Below are 15,188 nucleotides of genomic sequence, written 5' to 3' on the forward strand. Positions count from 1 at the left end.
CCCATCCGACCGATCAGCGAGCAGCGAACAGGACACCGTGGAGATCAAGGACAATCACCGGCCCGGTACCCGGCGTGTGCGGGCCGTGGTCGCGGGGGTGGCGGCGGTCGGGCTGGGGATCGGCGGGTGGGCGCTGCTGGCGGACGACATGACCAACAGGTTCGGGCCGGACAGCGTGTGCGGCGAGATGGTGAGCGCGGCCGCGCTGAACGGCGCGCTCGGGTCGGGCAAGGTCAGCGCGGCGTCGTACGAGGGGAGCGCGAGCCGCGGTACGGCGATGTGCAGGGCCACGGTGAACGGCGGGATCTTCGGCGACGACCGGAGCGTCTCGGTGTACGCCACCGAGAGCAAGGACGTCTTCCACTTTCCGGTCGACCCCGGTGCGCGGCCGTTCACCGCCTCGGCGAACGGTGGCGCGGTCGGTGCCGTCCACGGGTCGTCGGCGTGGGCGCTGCTCCCGGCGGACTGCCCCGACGGGCTGCGGGTCGAGGTCCGTGCGGACGGCCCCACGCCCGATGCCCTGGGTCTCGCCCGGCTCGCCGTGTCGACGGCCAACCGCGTCGCGGACCAGCGCGGCTGCGGCAGGGCTCCGCTGCCCGCGCCGCACGAGCTGGCCCCGGCCGGCGGGGAGCGCGAGCTCGACACCGACGCCGCCTGCGGGCTGCCGGGGGTCACCGTCGGCCGCTCGCCGGGCAAGCGGTACAAGGAGGTCGTGTCGGCCGGGTCCGATCCGCTGTGGAGTTGCGCGATCACGCCGGAGGGCAGGGACGAGAACACCTCCGTCCTGGTCATCGCCACCGAGTCACGGCTCCGGCCGCCCGCCGCCGAGAGGGACACCTCGCCGGCGTTCGGCCGGGCCCGCTGGGTGGGTTCCCTGCCCCGGGACGAGATCGTGGTGACCTGTCACGGTCGACCCACCTACTTCCGGATCGGCACCGTCAGGCAACTCGGGCGCCTGTTCCCGACCGGCGACGAGGCCTGGAAGCAGTTCCTCACCGCCGGGGGCGAGGCGATCGGCTGCGAGCCGATCCTGTAGGGCCGGGGGTGGTCGGAAATGGGCGGGCAGCCATGCGAGTAATGGCCTATCTTGCGATGGACCTATTACTCAGGACACGGGGGCGCGCCATGACCACCACCGACCACACCTCCCGCACGACCGTCGCCGTCTCCGAGCGCCTCGTGCTGTCGCGGCCGCGAGAGGAAGACGTGGAGGCGGTGTTCGCGATCCACGGGGACCCGGAGACCAACCGGTACAACCCGTACGGGCCGCAGCGGGACCGGGCGGCGAGCCGGGAGATGCTGGACGGGTTCGTCGCCGACTGGGTGCGGGACGGCGTGGGGTACTGCACGGTGGCCACCCGGGAGGATCCGGGGACGGTCATCGGGTTCGCCGGGCTCTACCTGCACACCCTGGACGGGGAGCGGGTGTTCAACCTCTACTACCGGTTCCGGCCGTCCGCCTGGGGCCGCGGGTACGCGGCGGAGGCGGCGATGGCGGCGATGGCGGAGGCGCTGCCGCGCTACCCCGGAGTCCCGGTGATCGCCCTGATCCACGCCGACAACCTGCCCTCGCGGCGGCTCGCCGGGCGGCTCGGGCTGGTCGCCGACCCGGACGGCCGCACGGACGAGGAGAACCGGCTGATCCACCGGATGGCCATGACCGGCGCGTCGGCCACCACCCCCGCAGCCACACCCGCCTGAGGCCGGAGATCCCCCGCCGGGGGGAGGGGGATCGCACCGCGGGCGGAGGCCCCGGGGCGGGGTCCGGCGGCACCGTGGGGGCATGAGGATCAACGAGCACGCGGTGCGGACCGGGGCGGCGTGGACGGCGGTCGCGGCGACCGGGCCGTACCTGACGCTGAAACTGCTCTGGCTGACCGGGCACCCGGTGGGAGCGGAGGCCGGCGAGATGGACCGGCTGTGGCTGCTGAACCTGCTGACCGTCGGCATGGACGCGATCGCCGTGGCGCTGGCGCTGGCGTTCGTCCGGCCGTGGGGGCGGCGGGCGCCGGCCGGGCTGGTGGCGTTCCCGATGTGGGTGGCGACCGGGCTGCTGGGCACGATCCTGGTCGCGCTGCCGCTGTACCTGGGAAGCCTGCTGCTGCTCGGGCCGGAGGACGGCGGCCCGGACGACAAGGGCCCCGGCGACTGGGTCTTCCTCGTCGTGTACGGCGGCTTCGCCGTTCAAGGCGTCGCGCTGCTCACCGCCTTCGCCCTGTACGCCCGCCGGCGCTGGGCCGGGCTGCTGCGGGAGCGGATCGGCGACCTGCCCGGCTCCCCCACGCTGACGGTGCAGCGCGCCCTCGCCTGCGTCGCCGCGCTGCTCGCCGCGGGCGTCGCGGTGGCCCGGGCCCACTGGGCGCTCGGCGGCACCGCCGGACTGCCGCAGGCCATGGTGGAGGAGCGCAACCGGGGCATGGCGGTGATGGACGGGGTGGCCGCGGTGATGGCGGTGGCCGCGGTGGCGGCGCTGCTCCTCCTCGTCTTCCGGGTCCGGCCGGAGCGCCGGCTGATCCGGCCGCTGCTGGTGGCCTGGACGGCGGCGGGCTCGCTGTTCGGCTGGGGTGGCTGGCAGTTGGTGGCCCTCGGGGCGACGGCGACCCGGGTGACCGACCCGCGGACGGCCGTGCCCGGGCTGATGCCCCTGGTGGAGGCCGCCCAGGTGGTGGCGGCGGTGCTGGTGCTGGTGGTCGGGGCGGTGGCGCTGACCGAGTGGGGCGCCCGCCGTGGCGCCGCTGCCGTAGAGTCGCGCGGGTGATCACGGGGGTGAACGACCGGGCCCGGACGGGCGGCCGGTCGCGGCGTGCGGCGGGGGCGGTGGTCGGGCGGCGGGCCCGGCTGCGCTGGGTGCACCTGGTGCTGGGCGGCGCGCTGCTGATGCCGTACTGGATGCTGTCGGTGGTGCTGTTCGGGGCGCTCAACCCGAACCAGCCACCCGCTCGCCAACTGCTGCTGTACGTCCTGTCGTTGTTCGTCTCGCTGCCGATGGCCGCCGTCACCGCGCTGGTACCGGTGGTGCGGGGGCTGGAGGGCTCGGCCGCGCGGGCGCTGTGCTCGGCGGCCCGGCCGGAGGACCTGGCCACCGGGCCGGCCCGCTCCTGGGCGGCCCGCCGGCGCACCGCGCTCTGGCACGTGCTGCACCTGCTGTTCGGCGGGGTCGTCGCCGGGATGACCCTGGCCGGCACCCCGTTCGCGGTGGTGCTGCTCTGCGGCTTCTCCGGGACCGAGGAGTTCGTCCGGATGTGGCAGCGGCACTTTCCCGGCTGGCTGGCCACCGGCCCGCTCCTCGGCCTCGGCGTGCTGCTGCTAATCCTGGGCACCAACGCGGTCTGCGGCGCGCTGCTCGCCCGCTGGGCGCCCGCCCTGCTCGGCCCGACCCCGGAGGAGCGGGTGGCGGCCGCCGAGCGCCGGGCCACCGTGCTCGCCCAGCGCAACCGGCTGGCCCGCGAGTTGCACGACTCGGTCGGGCACGCGCTCAGCGCCGTCGGCATCCAGGCTTCGGCCGCCGCCAGGGTGCTGCGCAAGGACCCGGACTTCGCCGCCGAGGCGCTGGCCGCGATCGAGGAGACCGCCCGGTCGGCCGTCGCCGAACTCGACGCCGTGCTCGGGCTGTTGCGTGAGGAGGACCCGGGGGCCGCGGGACCGGCCGGACCGACCCTCTCCGGACTGGACGACCTGCTGCGCCAGCTCGGGCGCGCCGGGGTGGCGGTGGATGCCGAGCTGGCGCCCGGGCTGTCCGGCCTGCCCCCGGCGGTCTCCCGGGAGGCGTACCGGATCGTGCAGGAGGGGCTGACCAATGTGCTGCGCCACGCCGGGCCCGCGCGGGCCGGGCTCCGGGTCGGGCTGGCCGACGGCCGACTGGAGATCGAACTGACCAACCCGCTCGGGGCCGCCCGGCCGAGCCGCCCCGGCGGCGGGCGCGGGCTGCGCGGGATCGGGGAGCGGGTGGCGGCCCTGCGCGGCGGCAGCACGGCGGGGCCGGGCGAGGACGGAACGACGTGGCGGCTGGCCGTCTGGCTGCCGGTGACGGGAGGAACGACGTGAACCAGGGCACGGGGCGGAACGCGGGCCTAGCCCGGGACGAGGGCACGAACCGGGGCACGGGCCGAAGCGGGGAGCAGGGCGTGGAGCACAGCGTGGAGCAGGGCGTGGAACAGAGCGGGACCAGGGGCGGAACCGGGGGCGGGACCGGGGGCGGCGACGGCATCCGGGTGGTGGTCGCGGACGACGAACGGCTGGTCCGCCTGGGCCTGCGGGTGGTGATCGACAGCGAACCGGACCTCACCGTGGTCGGCGAGGCCGCCGACGGCGCCGAGGTCGTCCCGCTGGTGCGCGAACTGCGCCCGGACGTGGTGCTGATGGATGTCCGGATGCCCGGCATCGACGGCATCCGGGCCACCGAGCAACTGGTCAACGGCATGACCCCGCCGCCGCGCATCCTGGTGGTCACCACCTTCGAGCACGACGACCACGTCTACGACGCGCTGCGCGCGGGCGCCGCCGGGTTCCTGCTGAAGCGGGCCCGGGCGGAGGAGATGGTGCAGGCGGTGCGGCTGGTGGCGCGCGGCGACTCGCTGCTGTTCCCGGCGGCCGTCCGCGACCTGGCGCTGCGCCACGGCGCGGACCGGCGGCGGGAGTCCGAGGCGGACCGCGGGCCGATCGGGCGGCTGACCGAGCGGGAGGGGCAGGTGCTGCGGCTGATGGCGACCGGACTCAACAACGGCGAGATCGCCCGGCAGCTGGTGGTCAGCCAGGAGACGGTGAAGACGCATGTCGGCAGCGTGCTGGCCAAGTTGGGCGCGCGGGACCGCACCCAGGCGGTCATCGCGGCCTACGAGTCGGGCTTCGTCCTGCCAGGCTGACACCGGCACAGCTCCCCGCGGGCGCCACCACCGACGGGCCGCAGGCACCGCCACCGACCACGCGCAGGCACCGCCACCGTCGGCCCGGGGCAGCGCACACGGATTCCGTCCGACCGGCCCCCAGCGAGTAGAGTGCGGGTTTCCCCTTCAACGCCCGATACCTCCCGGTATCGCCTGGAACGAACTGGTGGCCGCATGACAGTCCGGACCCGACCCGCGCTCTGGTGGCGCATGGGCATCGTGCTCTCGGCGGGCCTCGGCCTGATCCTCGGGACCGCGCCGCTGGTCTACTTCACCGTGCAGAGCAACGTGATCGTGTTCGGCTACTTCGTCGGCGCCGTGTACTGGATGCTCAAGCGCGACACCGTGGACGCGCCCGCGCCCCGGCTGCGCGGCGCCGCCACGCTGTACATCCTGATCACCGGGCTGGTCTCGCACATCCTGCTCGAGCACGGTGCCAACCCGCTGCCCGGGCTGGTCAGCGGGCCGGACAAGCTGGCGCACTGGTCGTCGTTCTTCCTGCACTACGTGACGCCGGTGATGGTGATCGTCGACTGGCTGGTGCTCAAGTCGCGCAACGCCGCGGCCTGGAAGGACGTACCGCTCTGGCTGGCCTTCCCGCTCGGCTACGCGGCGATCGTGCTCACCCGCAACGCCCTGTTCGACGACTACCCGATGCCCTACCCCTACTTCTTCTTCGACCCGACCACCAAGGGCTACGGCTACGTCTGGGGCCAGATCGCCCTGCTGACCGTCGAGTTCGTGGTGCTCGCGGCACTCGTCGTCGGACTGGACCGGCTCGGGACGCGGATCGCCGACAGGCTGCGACCGGCGCGGCAGGCGTGACGCGGTAGCGACGAATCGGCGGCACGACCGCCCGGCAGGCACGACTGCCGGCGGCCGGCCCCGCACCACACGGCCCCGCAGTACAGGGCCCCGCAGGACAGGGCCCCCAGTACAGGGCCCCGCAGTACACGGCCCGCGGCGGACGACTCGCGGCGGCCGGCCTCAGATCCGCCAGGCGCGGATCCGGTCGGCCGCCGCGTACACGTCCGCCCGGGCCTCCGTCATGTCGCGGGCCAGTTCCACCAGCGCCCCGTAGGGCGGATCGATCCCCTCACCGGCCGCGTGCATGTACGCGGCCGTCGTCACGCAGGCGTAGAGGTTGTTGCGCACCGGCAGCGGGCGCAGCAGCACGATGGTGTGCATCAGGGTGGCCGCGCACCAGGCCGGGTCCGCGTCGTGGCCGAGCTGGGCGGTGTTCACCCGGTGGCGGGCGACGGCGGCCTGGAGCGCCGAGTAGTCCCGCACGCCGAGGTCCTCCGGGGAGGCCAGCTCCTGGACGTCGAGCAGCCAGCGCAGGTCGACGTGGAGCGGTGCCGCTCCCCCGTCCTTCACGCGGCGGGGGCGTCCTCGGGGAACGCGGCGTCGAACTCGGCCCGGTGCGCCTTCCAGAACGCCACCGCGTGGTCCACGAAGACCCTTCGCTGCTGCTCCCGCACGCTCAGGTCGTGGACGTACGCCTTCACGGTCTTGCCGTCGGCCGCGGCGGCCTCACGGATCGCCGCGAGTTCGTGCTCCGTGTACTCGATGTTGAGCGCAGGCATGCCGCCGATGGTACTGGAGCCAGGGGAAGTTGGGGACGCGGACGGCGGATTCCCACCCGCAGTCAAAGCGGTGTTTGTCGAGACCGCCGGGGGCCGTTCCACCCCGGCTCGCATGGCCCCCGAGGAGGACGCGGGTCGGCCCGGGGGAGGAACCGGGTGCGCCGCCTGGGCTGACGCGCCGGGGCGGGACCGGTCGTAGCGTCGGCAGGGAGCGGTGGCGGAGGGGTTCCGCGGGGGAGACCGGGGATTCGGCGGAGGCCGGAGATGACACGCAGGAACACGGGCAGGGCGGCGGCCGCGGCCGTCGCGCTCGCCACGGCGGTGGGGCTGGCGGCGCCGGGGGCGGCCGCGGCCGAGGGAGCGGCCGCCGCCGCGGGGGGACGGGCGAACCCACTGGAGGGGATCTGGCGGACGGAGGGCTACGGCATGGTGATCGCCGTCTCCGGGGGCCGGCTCACCACGTACGACGTGACGGCGCACAGCTGCGTACCGGGGTGGATCACGGGGACGCAGAGCGGGGCGCCCGGCCCGGACGGCACCACGCGCTACGCCGTGGAGAACCTCGGCCTGACGCTCACCCCCAAGGGCCGCGACCGGGCCGTCGAACGCGAGGAGGGCGGGGTCGGCAGCAAGACGGTCACCCGGCTGAACGCCCTTCCGCCGTCGTGCGCCCAGCCGGCGCCGAACGACCCGCTCGCGGTCTTCGACCGGTTCTGGGAGAACTTCGAGGAGCACTACCCCTTCTTCGCGGCCAAGGGCATCGACTGGCACGCCGTCCGCGACGAGAAGCGGCCCACGATCACCCCGACGACGACCGCCGACCAGTTGCAGACCGTCCTCGTGGACATGCTCCGCCCGCTCGGCGACGCGCACACCGGGCTGGTCCGGGTCGTCGACGGGCGGCTCGAGGACGTCTTCGAGGGGCAACGGCCCGGGTCGACGACTCCGACCAAGGAGCTGATCGCGCGGGCCCGACAGGCCTCGGAGGCCCAGCTCACCGGCCCGGAGCAGCTCTTCGCCGGCGGCCGGCTCGGCGCGGGGCGGCTCCCCGGCGGCCTCGGCTACCTCCGGGTGAGCAGCTTCAACGACCTCACCGACGGCGACTTCCAGAGCCAGGTCGACGAACTGGACCGGGTGCTGGACGCCGCGCTGGCCGGGCCCCGGCGGCCCACCGGCCTGGTCGTCGACGTGCGGCTGAACGGCGGCGGCTCGGACGCGCTCGCGCTGCACGTCGCCGCCCGGCTGACCGACCGCCCCTACGTCGCCTACCGGAAGGTGGCGCGCAACGACCCGGCCGACCCGACGAAGTTCACCCGGCCCGACCCGGTGACCGTGCGGCCCTCGGCGGGCGCGCGGTTCAACGGCCCGGTGGCGTTGCTCACCTCCTCGATCTCCGCCAGCGCGGCGGAGACGTTCACCCAGGCCATGATGGGCCGCTCCCCCAGGGTGCTCCGGGTCGGCGAGAACACCCAGGGCGTCTTCTCCGACATCCTGGTCAAGACGCTCTCGCCGGACTTCCTGGTCGTCCTGCCGAACGAGAAGTACCTCAGGCGCGACGGCGGCACCTTCGACGGACCGGGCATCCCGCCGAACGTCCACACCTCGGTGTTCACCCCCGACGAGCTGGCCGCGCTCAGGGACTCGGCCCTGAGCACGGCCCGCCGGATGCTCACCGAGGACGCCCGGGGCGGCCGGGACGGCCAGGACGGCCAGGACGGCCAAGGTGATCAGGACACCCAGGACACCCAGGGCGACCAGGGCGACCAGAGTGCCGAGGATCAGCAGCGGTAGGCGTCACATCGGCTCCACCGCCCGCAGGTCACCGTCCAGCTCCAGCCACCGGGTGAGGCCCAGGCCGCGCAGGAACGGCAGGTCGTGGCTGGCCACGATCAGCGCGCCCCGGTAGGCGGCCAGTGCCTGGGTAAGCTGGCGGACGCTGGCGAGGTCCAGGTTGTTGGTCGGCTCGTCGAGCAGCAGCAGCTGCGGCGGCGGGTCGGCCAGCAGCAGGGCGGCCAGCGTGGCCCGGAACCGCTCGCCACCGGAGAGGGTGGCGGCGGGCTGGTCGGCCCGGGCGCCGCGGAACAGGAAGCGGGCGAGCCGGGCGCGGACCGCGTTGTCCCCGGCGGCGGGGGCGAACAGCTTGACGTTCTCCACGACGGAGCGCTCGTCGTCCAGCAGGTCGAGCCGCTGCGGGAGGTGCCGCAGCGGCACCGGGGTGATGACCTCTCCTCCCAGCGGGGCCAGTTCGCCCGCGATGGTGCGCAGCAGGGTGGTCTTGCCGGCGCCGTTGCGGCCGACCAGGGCGATCCGCTCGGGCCCACGCAGGTCGAGGTCGGCGGTGGTGCCGTGGGGCAGCCGGACCTTGTCCAGGGTGAGCACGGTGCGGCCGGCCGGCACGGCGGTGCGCGGCAGGTCGATCCGGATCTCGGCGTCGTCGCGCACCGCCTCCTCGGCCGCGCTGAGCCGTGCCTTCGCCTCCTCCAGGCGCTCGGTGTGCATGCCCTGGAGACGGCCGGCCGTCTCCTGGCCCTTGCGTTTGAGCATCCCCGCGAAGATGTGCGGGTCGTTGCGGGTGACGGAGCGCTTCTTGCCGTACGCGGCGCTGCGGTCCAGCCGGACCCGGGCCTCGGCCAGGTCCCGCTTCTGGCGCTGGACGTCGGCCTCGGCGTTGCGCAGCATTCGCTCGGCCGTCTCCTGCTGGGCCGCGAGGGTGCGTTCGTAGTCCTCGAAGTTGCCGCCGTACCAGGTGACTTCGCCGTCCCGGAGGTCGGCGATCTGGTCGACGTGCCGGAGCAGCTCGCGGTCGTGGCTGACGACCAGCAGGACGCCCGTCCAGCCTGCCACCGTCTCGTAGAGCCGCTCGCGGGCGGCCCGGTCGAGGTTGTTGGTGGGTTCGTCGAGCAGCAGGACGTCGGGGCGGGCCATCAGCAGGGCGGCCAGCCGCAGCAGCACCGCCTCGCCGCCGGAGAGTTCGCCGGTGGTGCGGTCGAGGCCGAGGCGGCGCAGGCCGAGCCGGTCGAGGGTGGCGCGGGCGCGCTCCTCGACGTCCCAGTCGTCGCCGATCGCGTCGAAGTGGCGCTGGTCGGTGTCGCCGGACTCGATGGCGTGCAGGGCCTCGCGGGCGGCGCGGATGCCGAGCGCCTCGTCCACCCGGAGGGTGGTGTCGAGTGTCAAGCCCTGTGGCAGGTAGCCGAGTTCGCCGTCGATCCGGACGGTGCCGGCGGTGGGCGTGAGCTCGCCCGCGATCAGCCGCAGGAGCGTGGACTTGCCCGCGCCGTTGAGCCCGATCAGGCCGGTGCGGCCGGTGCCGACGGCGAGCTGGAAGCCGTCCAGGACGGGCTTGCCGTCGGGCCACTCGAACGAGAGCTCGGTGCAGAGGACGGCGGTGGTGGTGGGTTGGTGTGCCATACAGGCCTCCCGGGGTGGTTGCCGAAGGGGTGGTGAGCAACACGGGGAGACACCGCGGGTGCGGAACCGGGGACGGCCTAGGAGGAAGGGGTGGCGTCACGCAGAGGGGCGCCACGGGCCGTGACTGAGGTCGCACACTCGCGCACCGCGCGACGGCAGCAGGGCCTGCGCGGCGGGGGCGGTGTCCCGGGACCTCAGTAGAGCAACGGCCTTCTCCTTGTCTGGCTGATGACTCGGACCACGGTAGGCAGCCCGAAACAGGGGTGCAACCGATTTACCGGGCGGAGGCCCGGTGCCCGTCGCGTGCCGATCCGGTGACGGCCCCACCCGGGCCCCGCACGGAATTCGGGAGTTCCCCGACCGCATGGCAGACTCCTCCCCTGCCATGCCTGCGGCCGAGTGGGGCCGCACCCGGGGACGGGCCGCGTGGCGGTAGTCAACAGGGGGATTTGAACTCATGTCACCGATATCCCGGCCGGGCCGTGCCGTCCTGGGCGCCTCCGTCGCCGCGCTGACCATGGTGGTCGCCACCGCGTGCGGGCCCGACAACGCCGACCCGGCCGTGACCGCGGCTCCCGGCACCACGGCCGGCGCCTCCGGTACGCCGGGCGCGGCTCCGATCAAGCTTCCGACGCTCGACGAGCTGAAGACCTGGAAGCTGGAGGACTGGGACAAGTGGGCCCAGGCCAACGTCATCACTCCGGCGGTCAAGGGCTACTGGACGCTGCAGAAGCTGCTGGAGGCCAAGCCGAAGCCGCTGCCGCAGCCCGCGCCCGACGCGACCCAGCCGCCCGCACAGCCCACCGGCGCCGCGCCGGCCACCAGCGCGCCCACCAGCGCCGCGCCGAGCGCCAAGCCCACCGCGGCCCAGCCCGGCGGCGGCGCGGACCAGCTGCCCGCGATGGTCCCGGCCAAGCCGGTGGCGCACCCGTTCCCGAAGAACATGCACGTCAACGGCAAGATCTTCTTCAAGGACGGCAACGAGGACTACGTGTGCTCCGGCACCGTCGTCTCCGACCCTGCCAACCCGGGCAAGAGCAACCTGGTGTGGACCGCCAGCCACTGCCTGCACGGCGGCAAGGGCAACAAGTACTACACCGACACCACCTTCGCCCCGGCCTTCAACAGCAACGGCGTGCTGAGCAACGGCAACAAGCAGGCCAAACTGGAGGACGCCGAGCCGTACGGCGAGTGGACCGCCACCTCCGGCATGGTCTCGCCGCAGTGGGCCGCCGAGGCCGACCCGGAGAAGGGCGGCCCGTGGAGCCAGTACGACTTCGGCATCGTCAAGGTCGCCAACCCGAACCCGGGCGGCAAGTCGCTGGAGGAGACCGTCGGCGGGTCCGTCCCGCTCTGGTTCAACGCCCCGCGTGACCAGGTCGGTGCCGTCAGCAACTACGGCTTCCCGGAGGGCAAGCCCTTCGACGGCGTCGAGCTGGAGCACTGCGACGGCGGCAAGCCGTCCACGAAGACCGGCGACCCGAGCCGCCCGGCGATGCTGCTGATCGGCTGCAACATGACCGGCGGCAGCAGCGGCGGCGGCTGGTACGCGACCAAGGACGGCAAGCCCGCCCTGGTCAGCGACACCTCCATCGGCAACGGCGCGAACACCTACGAGGCCGGGCCGTACCTGGAGGACGTGGCCCAGCACATGTTCGAGTACTTCTCGAAGAAGGCCAAGTGATCAAGGCCTGGTGATCCGGGCCAAGTGATCCGGGCCAAGTGATCAGCGCCTGGTGATCAGGGCCCGGTGATCCGGGGGTCGTGGCCGAGCCGGCCGCGGCCCCCGCCTTTTTCTGCTGCGCGCCCGGATCCTCCTACAATCGGCCCCATCATGAGCGCGACACTCGTAGTCAAGGACCTCAGCGCCGGCCACGGCGAACGCACCCTCTTCTCCGGCCTGGACCTGGTCATCGCCCCCGGCGACGTGATCGGCCTGGTCGGCGTGAACGGCGCCGGCAAGTCGACCCTGCTGCGGCTGCTGGCCGGACTGGACGCCCCCGAGGGCGGCTCGCTGCGGCTGAGCCCGGCGAGCGCCAACATCGGCCACCTGCCGCAGGAGCCCGAGCGGCGCGAGGGCGAGTCGGTGCGCGACTTCCTGGCCCGCCGCACCGGCGTGGCGGCCGCGCAGACCGCGCTGGACGAGGCCACCGAGGGCCTGGTGGAGGGCCGGCCGGGCGCCGACGACGCGTACGCGGCGAGCCTGGACCGCTGGCTGGACCTCGGCGGCGCCGACCTGGAGGAGCGCGCCGAGGAGGTCGCCGACTCGCTCGGGCTGAAGGTCTCCCTCGACCTGCCGATGACCGCGCTCTCCGGCGGCCAGGCCGCCCGCGCGGGCCTGGCCTCGCTGTTGCTCTCCCGCTACGACGTGTTCCTGCTGGACGAGCCCACCAACGACCTCGACCTGGACGGCCTGGAGCGGCTGGAGGCCTTCGTCAAGGGCCTGCGCGCCGGCACCGTGCTGATCAGCCACGACCGCGAGTTCCTGGCCCGCACCGTGACCAAGGTGCTGGAGCTGGACCTGCACCAGCAGCAGGTCAACCTGTACGGCGGCGGTTACGAGGCGTACCTGGAGGAGCGGGCGGTGGCCCGCCGGCACGCCCGCGAGGAGTACGAGGAGTACGCAGACACCAAGGCCTCGCTGGAGTCCCGGGCGCAGATGCAGCGCAACTGGATGGAGCACGGCGTCCGCAACGCCCGCCGCAAGGGCGGCGACAACGACAAGAAGGCCCGCGCCACCCGCGCGGAGTCCACCGAGAAGCAGGCCTCCAAGGCTCGGCAGACCCAGCGGATGATCGAGCGGCTGGACGTGGTCGAGGAGCCCCGCAAGGAGTGGGAGCTGCGGATGGAGATCGCCACCGCGCCGCGTTCCGGCTCGGTGGTCGCCACCCTGCGCGCGGCCGTCGCCCGGCGCGGCGACTTCGCCTTCGGGCCGGTGGACCTGCAGATCGACTGGGCGGACCGGGTCGCCATCACCGGCGCCAACGGCGCGGGCAAGTCCACGCTGCTGGCCGCCCTGCTCGGCCGGCTCGAACTCGACGGCGGCAGCGCCTCGCTGGGCTCCGGCGTGGTGGTCGGCGAGGTCGACCAGGCGCGCGGCCTGTTCCTGGGCGGGGAGCCGCTGCTGGAGGCCTTCTCGGCCGCGGTGCCGGAGCTCTCGCCGGAGGACGTGCGCACCCTGCTGGCCAAGTTCGGCCTCAAGGCGGTGCACGTGCTGCGTCCGGCCGGCACCCTCTCCCCCGGCGAGCGCACCCGGGCCGCGCTGGCGCTGCTGCAGGCCCGCGGGGTCAACCTGCTGGTGCTGGACGAGCCCACCAACCACCTGGACCTGCCCGCGATCGAGCAGCTGGAGTCCGCGCTCGGCTCGTACACCGGCACCCTGCTGCTGGTGACCCACGACCGGCGGATGCTGGACACGGTGTCGGTGAACCGGCGGATCGAGGTCCGGGACGGTCGGGTGCACGAGCTGTAGCACCGGGCGCCTTCCGGAAGCGGCGGCCTTCCGGAAGGGGCGGCCTTTCCGGAGGCGGCGGTCTTTCCGGAGGTGGCGGTCTTTCCGGATTGGTCTCTACCTATCGGTCTGGACCTCTTCCCGGAGGGGCCGTCATGTGCTGTGCTGTCCGCCATGGTTGACAGCACAGACAGCGCCGTGGCGGGGACGTCCCACCCGACCGTCCCGCTCATCCCCATGACGGTGCCCGCCCACGAGGCCGAGGCCCGCAGCAGGTCCTTCCACGACGTGATGGCCCAGCGCCGGACCGTCCGCGACTACTCCACCCGCCCGATCCCGGACGGGGTGGTCGAATGGGCGGTCCGGACCGCGAGCACCGCGCCCAGCGGCGCGCACGTGCAGCCCTGGCGGTTCGTGGTGATCACCGATCCGGAGCGCAAGCGGCGGCTGCGCGAGGCGGCCGAGGCCGAGGAGCGCGAGTTCTACGACCACCGGGCCTCGGAGGAGTGGCTGGCCGCGCTCGCCCCGATCGGCACCGACTGGCGCAAGCCGTTCCTGGAGGACGCGCCGGCCGTGATCGTGGTGTTCGAGGTGCACAAGGGCCCCGAGTCGCCGCGCCCGTACTACACCAAGGAGTCGGTGGGGATCGCGGTCGGACTGCTGCTGTCCACGCTGCACCAGGCCGGCCTGGCCACGCTCACCCACACCCCGAGCCCGATGAAGTTCCTCAACGAGGTGTGCGACCGCCCGGCGGAGGAGCGGGCGGCGTACGTGATCCCGGTCGGCTACCCGGCCGAGGGGGCGCGCGTGCCGGATCTGCGGCGCAAGGAGCTCGACGAGGTGATGGTCCGGCTCTGACGCGCCGGGGTGCGGCCGGGCGCGCCCGCCACCGGGGGGATAACCGATGGTGACAGGTCCCGGCCAAGGACATAATCGCCGTCATGAGCCAAGCACAGCCACGCTCCTGCGGCCTGCCCCCGGCCGCGGGGGCGACCGCCGCCCGGGCGGCGGAAGCGGCCGCGTCCCCGGTGCCGGAAGCGACCGTCGGCCGGGTACCGGAAGCAGCCGCGTCACGGGGGCCGGAGACCGCCGCGGCCCCCGTGACGGAGGTGACCGCCGGTCGGCCGCCGGAACGGCTGCGGCTGCCCGGCGGCCTCTGGCTGCGCCGGCGCCGCAGCACCCACACGGCGGCGCTGAACCAGGCCGTCCACGCCAACCTGGACCACCTGCGACCCTGGATGGAGTGGGCGGCCGAGGCCCCCTCCCGGGCCCAGACCGCGGAGCTGACCAGAGCCGGCGCGGCCGCCTGGGAGGCCGGCACCGACTTCATCTACCTGGCCGGCCTGGACGCCGAACCCGGCGGCGTGATCGGCGCCTTCGGCCTGCACGGGCGGATCGGGCCGGGCGCGCTGGAGATCGGGTACTGGGTCGCCGCCGGGCACGTCGGCCGCGGCATCGCCACCGCCGCGGCCGGGGCGCTGACCGAGGCCGCGCTGGCGCTGCCCGGGATCGCCCGGGTGGAGATCCGCTGCGACCGGGCGAACGGGGCCAGTGCTGCCGTCCCGCGCAAGCTCGGGTACCGGCTGGACCGGATCGCCGACGTCGCCGTCCGCGCCCCGGGCGAGACCGGACGGCAGCTGGTGTGGGTGATGGAGCGCTGAGCCGCCGCGGCAGGGCGGCAACGCTGTGGTGCGGCCCGGTGCGGTCCGGATCGTCGCGCGACCCGGTGAGGCCCGGTGCGGTCCGGGCCACCCCGAGGCCCGGGGCCCCGCCGCCGTCGGTGGTGGTTCCGTCCGTCGTGCCGTCCGCCGAGTGTCCTGCGGCTGCGTGGTTCGCCGCAGTGCCTGTCCGCTGGTCCCC

Annotated in this window: 14 protein-coding genes; 11 read left to right on the forward strand and 3 right to left on the reverse strand. The window is 74.1% G+C overall.

Features of this window, described 5'->3' with window-relative positions:
• Positions 1-37 precede the first annotated feature (37 nt).
• The 6 genes from AB0E96_RS04760 to AB0E96_RS04785 all read left to right on the forward strand — a co-directional run bounded on the left by AB0E96_RS04760 (position 38) and on the right by AB0E96_RS04785 (position 5,708).
• The gene (locus AB0E96_RS04760) at positions 38-1,036 is read left to right on the forward strand and encodes a hypothetical protein (protein ID WP_359818484.1); all 999 of its coding nucleotides are present in this window, start codon (positions 38-40) and stop codon (positions 1,034-1,036) included.
• An 89-nt stretch (positions 1,037-1,125) separates the two neighbouring features.
• Positions 1,126-1,701: a GNAT family N-acetyltransferase gene (locus AB0E96_RS04765; RefSeq protein ID WP_359818487.1), complete on the forward strand. Its 576-nt coding sequence runs from the start codon at positions 1,126-1,128 to the stop codon at positions 1,699-1,701.
• Positions 1,702-1,783: 82 nt separating this feature from the next.
• A complete protein-coding gene (locus tag AB0E96_RS04770) occupies positions 1,784-2,758 on the forward strand; it encodes a hypothetical protein (RefSeq protein WP_359818490.1) in 975 nt (324 codons plus the stop codon).
• Positions 2,755-4,044 (forward strand): histidine kinase, encoded by a 1,290-nt coding sequence (locus tag AB0E96_RS04775; protein ID WP_359818492.1) that lies wholly within the window; start codon positions 2,755-2,757, stop codon positions 4,042-4,044. The genes AB0E96_RS04770 and AB0E96_RS04775 overlap by 4 nt, the downstream gene beginning before the upstream one ends.
• A gap of 161 nt (positions 4,045-4,205) precedes the next feature.
• Positions 4,206-4,862 carry a response regulator transcription factor gene (locus tag AB0E96_RS04780; RefSeq protein WP_359818520.1) on the forward strand — a complete coding sequence of 219 codons (657 nt, stop codon included), beginning with the start codon at positions 4,206-4,208 and terminating at the stop codon, positions 4,860-4,862.
• Between the two features lie 195 nt (positions 4,863-5,057).
• Entirely contained in the window at positions 5,058-5,708 is a 651-nt protein-coding gene (locus tag AB0E96_RS04785) for a Pr6Pr family membrane protein (protein ID WP_359818495.1), read from the forward strand.
• A gap of 162 nt (positions 5,709-5,870) precedes the next feature.
• Here the strand turns inward: AB0E96_RS04785 and AB0E96_RS04790 are convergent, their stop codons facing one another.
• Complete coding sequence (locus AB0E96_RS04790) at positions 5,871-6,260, reverse strand: toxin Doc (RefSeq protein ID WP_359818498.1); 390 nt, start codon at positions 6,258-6,260, stop codon at positions 5,871-5,873.
• Positions 6,257-6,469, reverse strand: coding sequence for a hypothetical protein (locus AB0E96_RS04795; protein ID WP_224280451.1), 213 nt, complete (start codon positions 6,467-6,469; stop codon positions 6,257-6,259). Before AB0E96_RS04795 ends, AB0E96_RS04790 begins: the two co-directional genes overlap by 4 nt.
• A 264-nt stretch (positions 6,470-6,733) precedes the next feature.
• Here AB0E96_RS04795 and AB0E96_RS04800 point away from each other — a divergent pair, with 264 nt between their 5' ends.
• Positions 6,734-8,260 (forward strand): S41 family peptidase, encoded by a 1,527-nt coding sequence (locus AB0E96_RS04800; protein ID WP_359818501.1) that lies wholly within the window; start codon positions 6,734-6,736, stop codon positions 8,258-8,260.
• A 3-nt stretch (positions 8,261-8,263) separates the two neighbouring features.
• On the opposite strand, the gene AB0E96_RS04805 is transcribed toward AB0E96_RS04800, so the two are convergent.
• A complete protein-coding gene (locus tag AB0E96_RS04805) occupies positions 8,264-9,877 on the reverse strand; it encodes an ABC-F family ATP-binding cassette domain-containing protein (RefSeq protein WP_359818504.1) in 1,614 nt (537 codons plus the stop codon).
• Positions 9,878-10,334: 457 nt separating this feature from the next.
• Here AB0E96_RS04805 and AB0E96_RS04810 point away from each other — a divergent pair, with 457 nt between their 5' ends.
• From AB0E96_RS04810 to AB0E96_RS04825, 4 genes are all read left to right on the forward strand, one after another.
• Complete coding sequence (locus AB0E96_RS04810) at positions 10,335-11,561, forward strand: hypothetical protein (RefSeq protein ID WP_359818507.1); 1,227 nt, start codon at positions 10,335-10,337, stop codon at positions 11,559-11,561.
• A 150-nt stretch (positions 11,562-11,711) separates the two neighbouring features.
• Entirely contained in the window at positions 11,712-13,349 is a 1,638-nt protein-coding gene (locus AB0E96_RS04815) for an ABC-F family ATP-binding cassette domain-containing protein (RefSeq protein WP_359818509.1), read from the forward strand.
• Between the two features lie 153 nt (positions 13,350-13,502).
• Positions 13,503-14,186: a nitroreductase family protein gene (locus tag AB0E96_RS04820; RefSeq protein ID WP_359818512.1), complete on the forward strand. Its 684-nt coding sequence runs from the start codon at positions 13,503-13,505 to the stop codon at positions 14,184-14,186.
• A gap of 83 nt (positions 14,187-14,269) precedes the next feature.
• Positions 14,270-14,989: a GNAT family protein gene (locus AB0E96_RS04825; protein WP_359818515.1), complete on the forward strand. Its 720-nt coding sequence runs from the start codon at positions 14,270-14,272 to the stop codon at positions 14,987-14,989.
• Positions 14,990-15,188 lie beyond the last annotated feature (199 nt).

It is taken from the genome of Kitasatospora sp. NPDC036755 (assembly GCF_040636595.1).
Taxonomy (GTDB): Bacteria; Actinomycetota; Actinomycetes; order Streptomycetales; family Streptomycetaceae; genus Kitasatospora.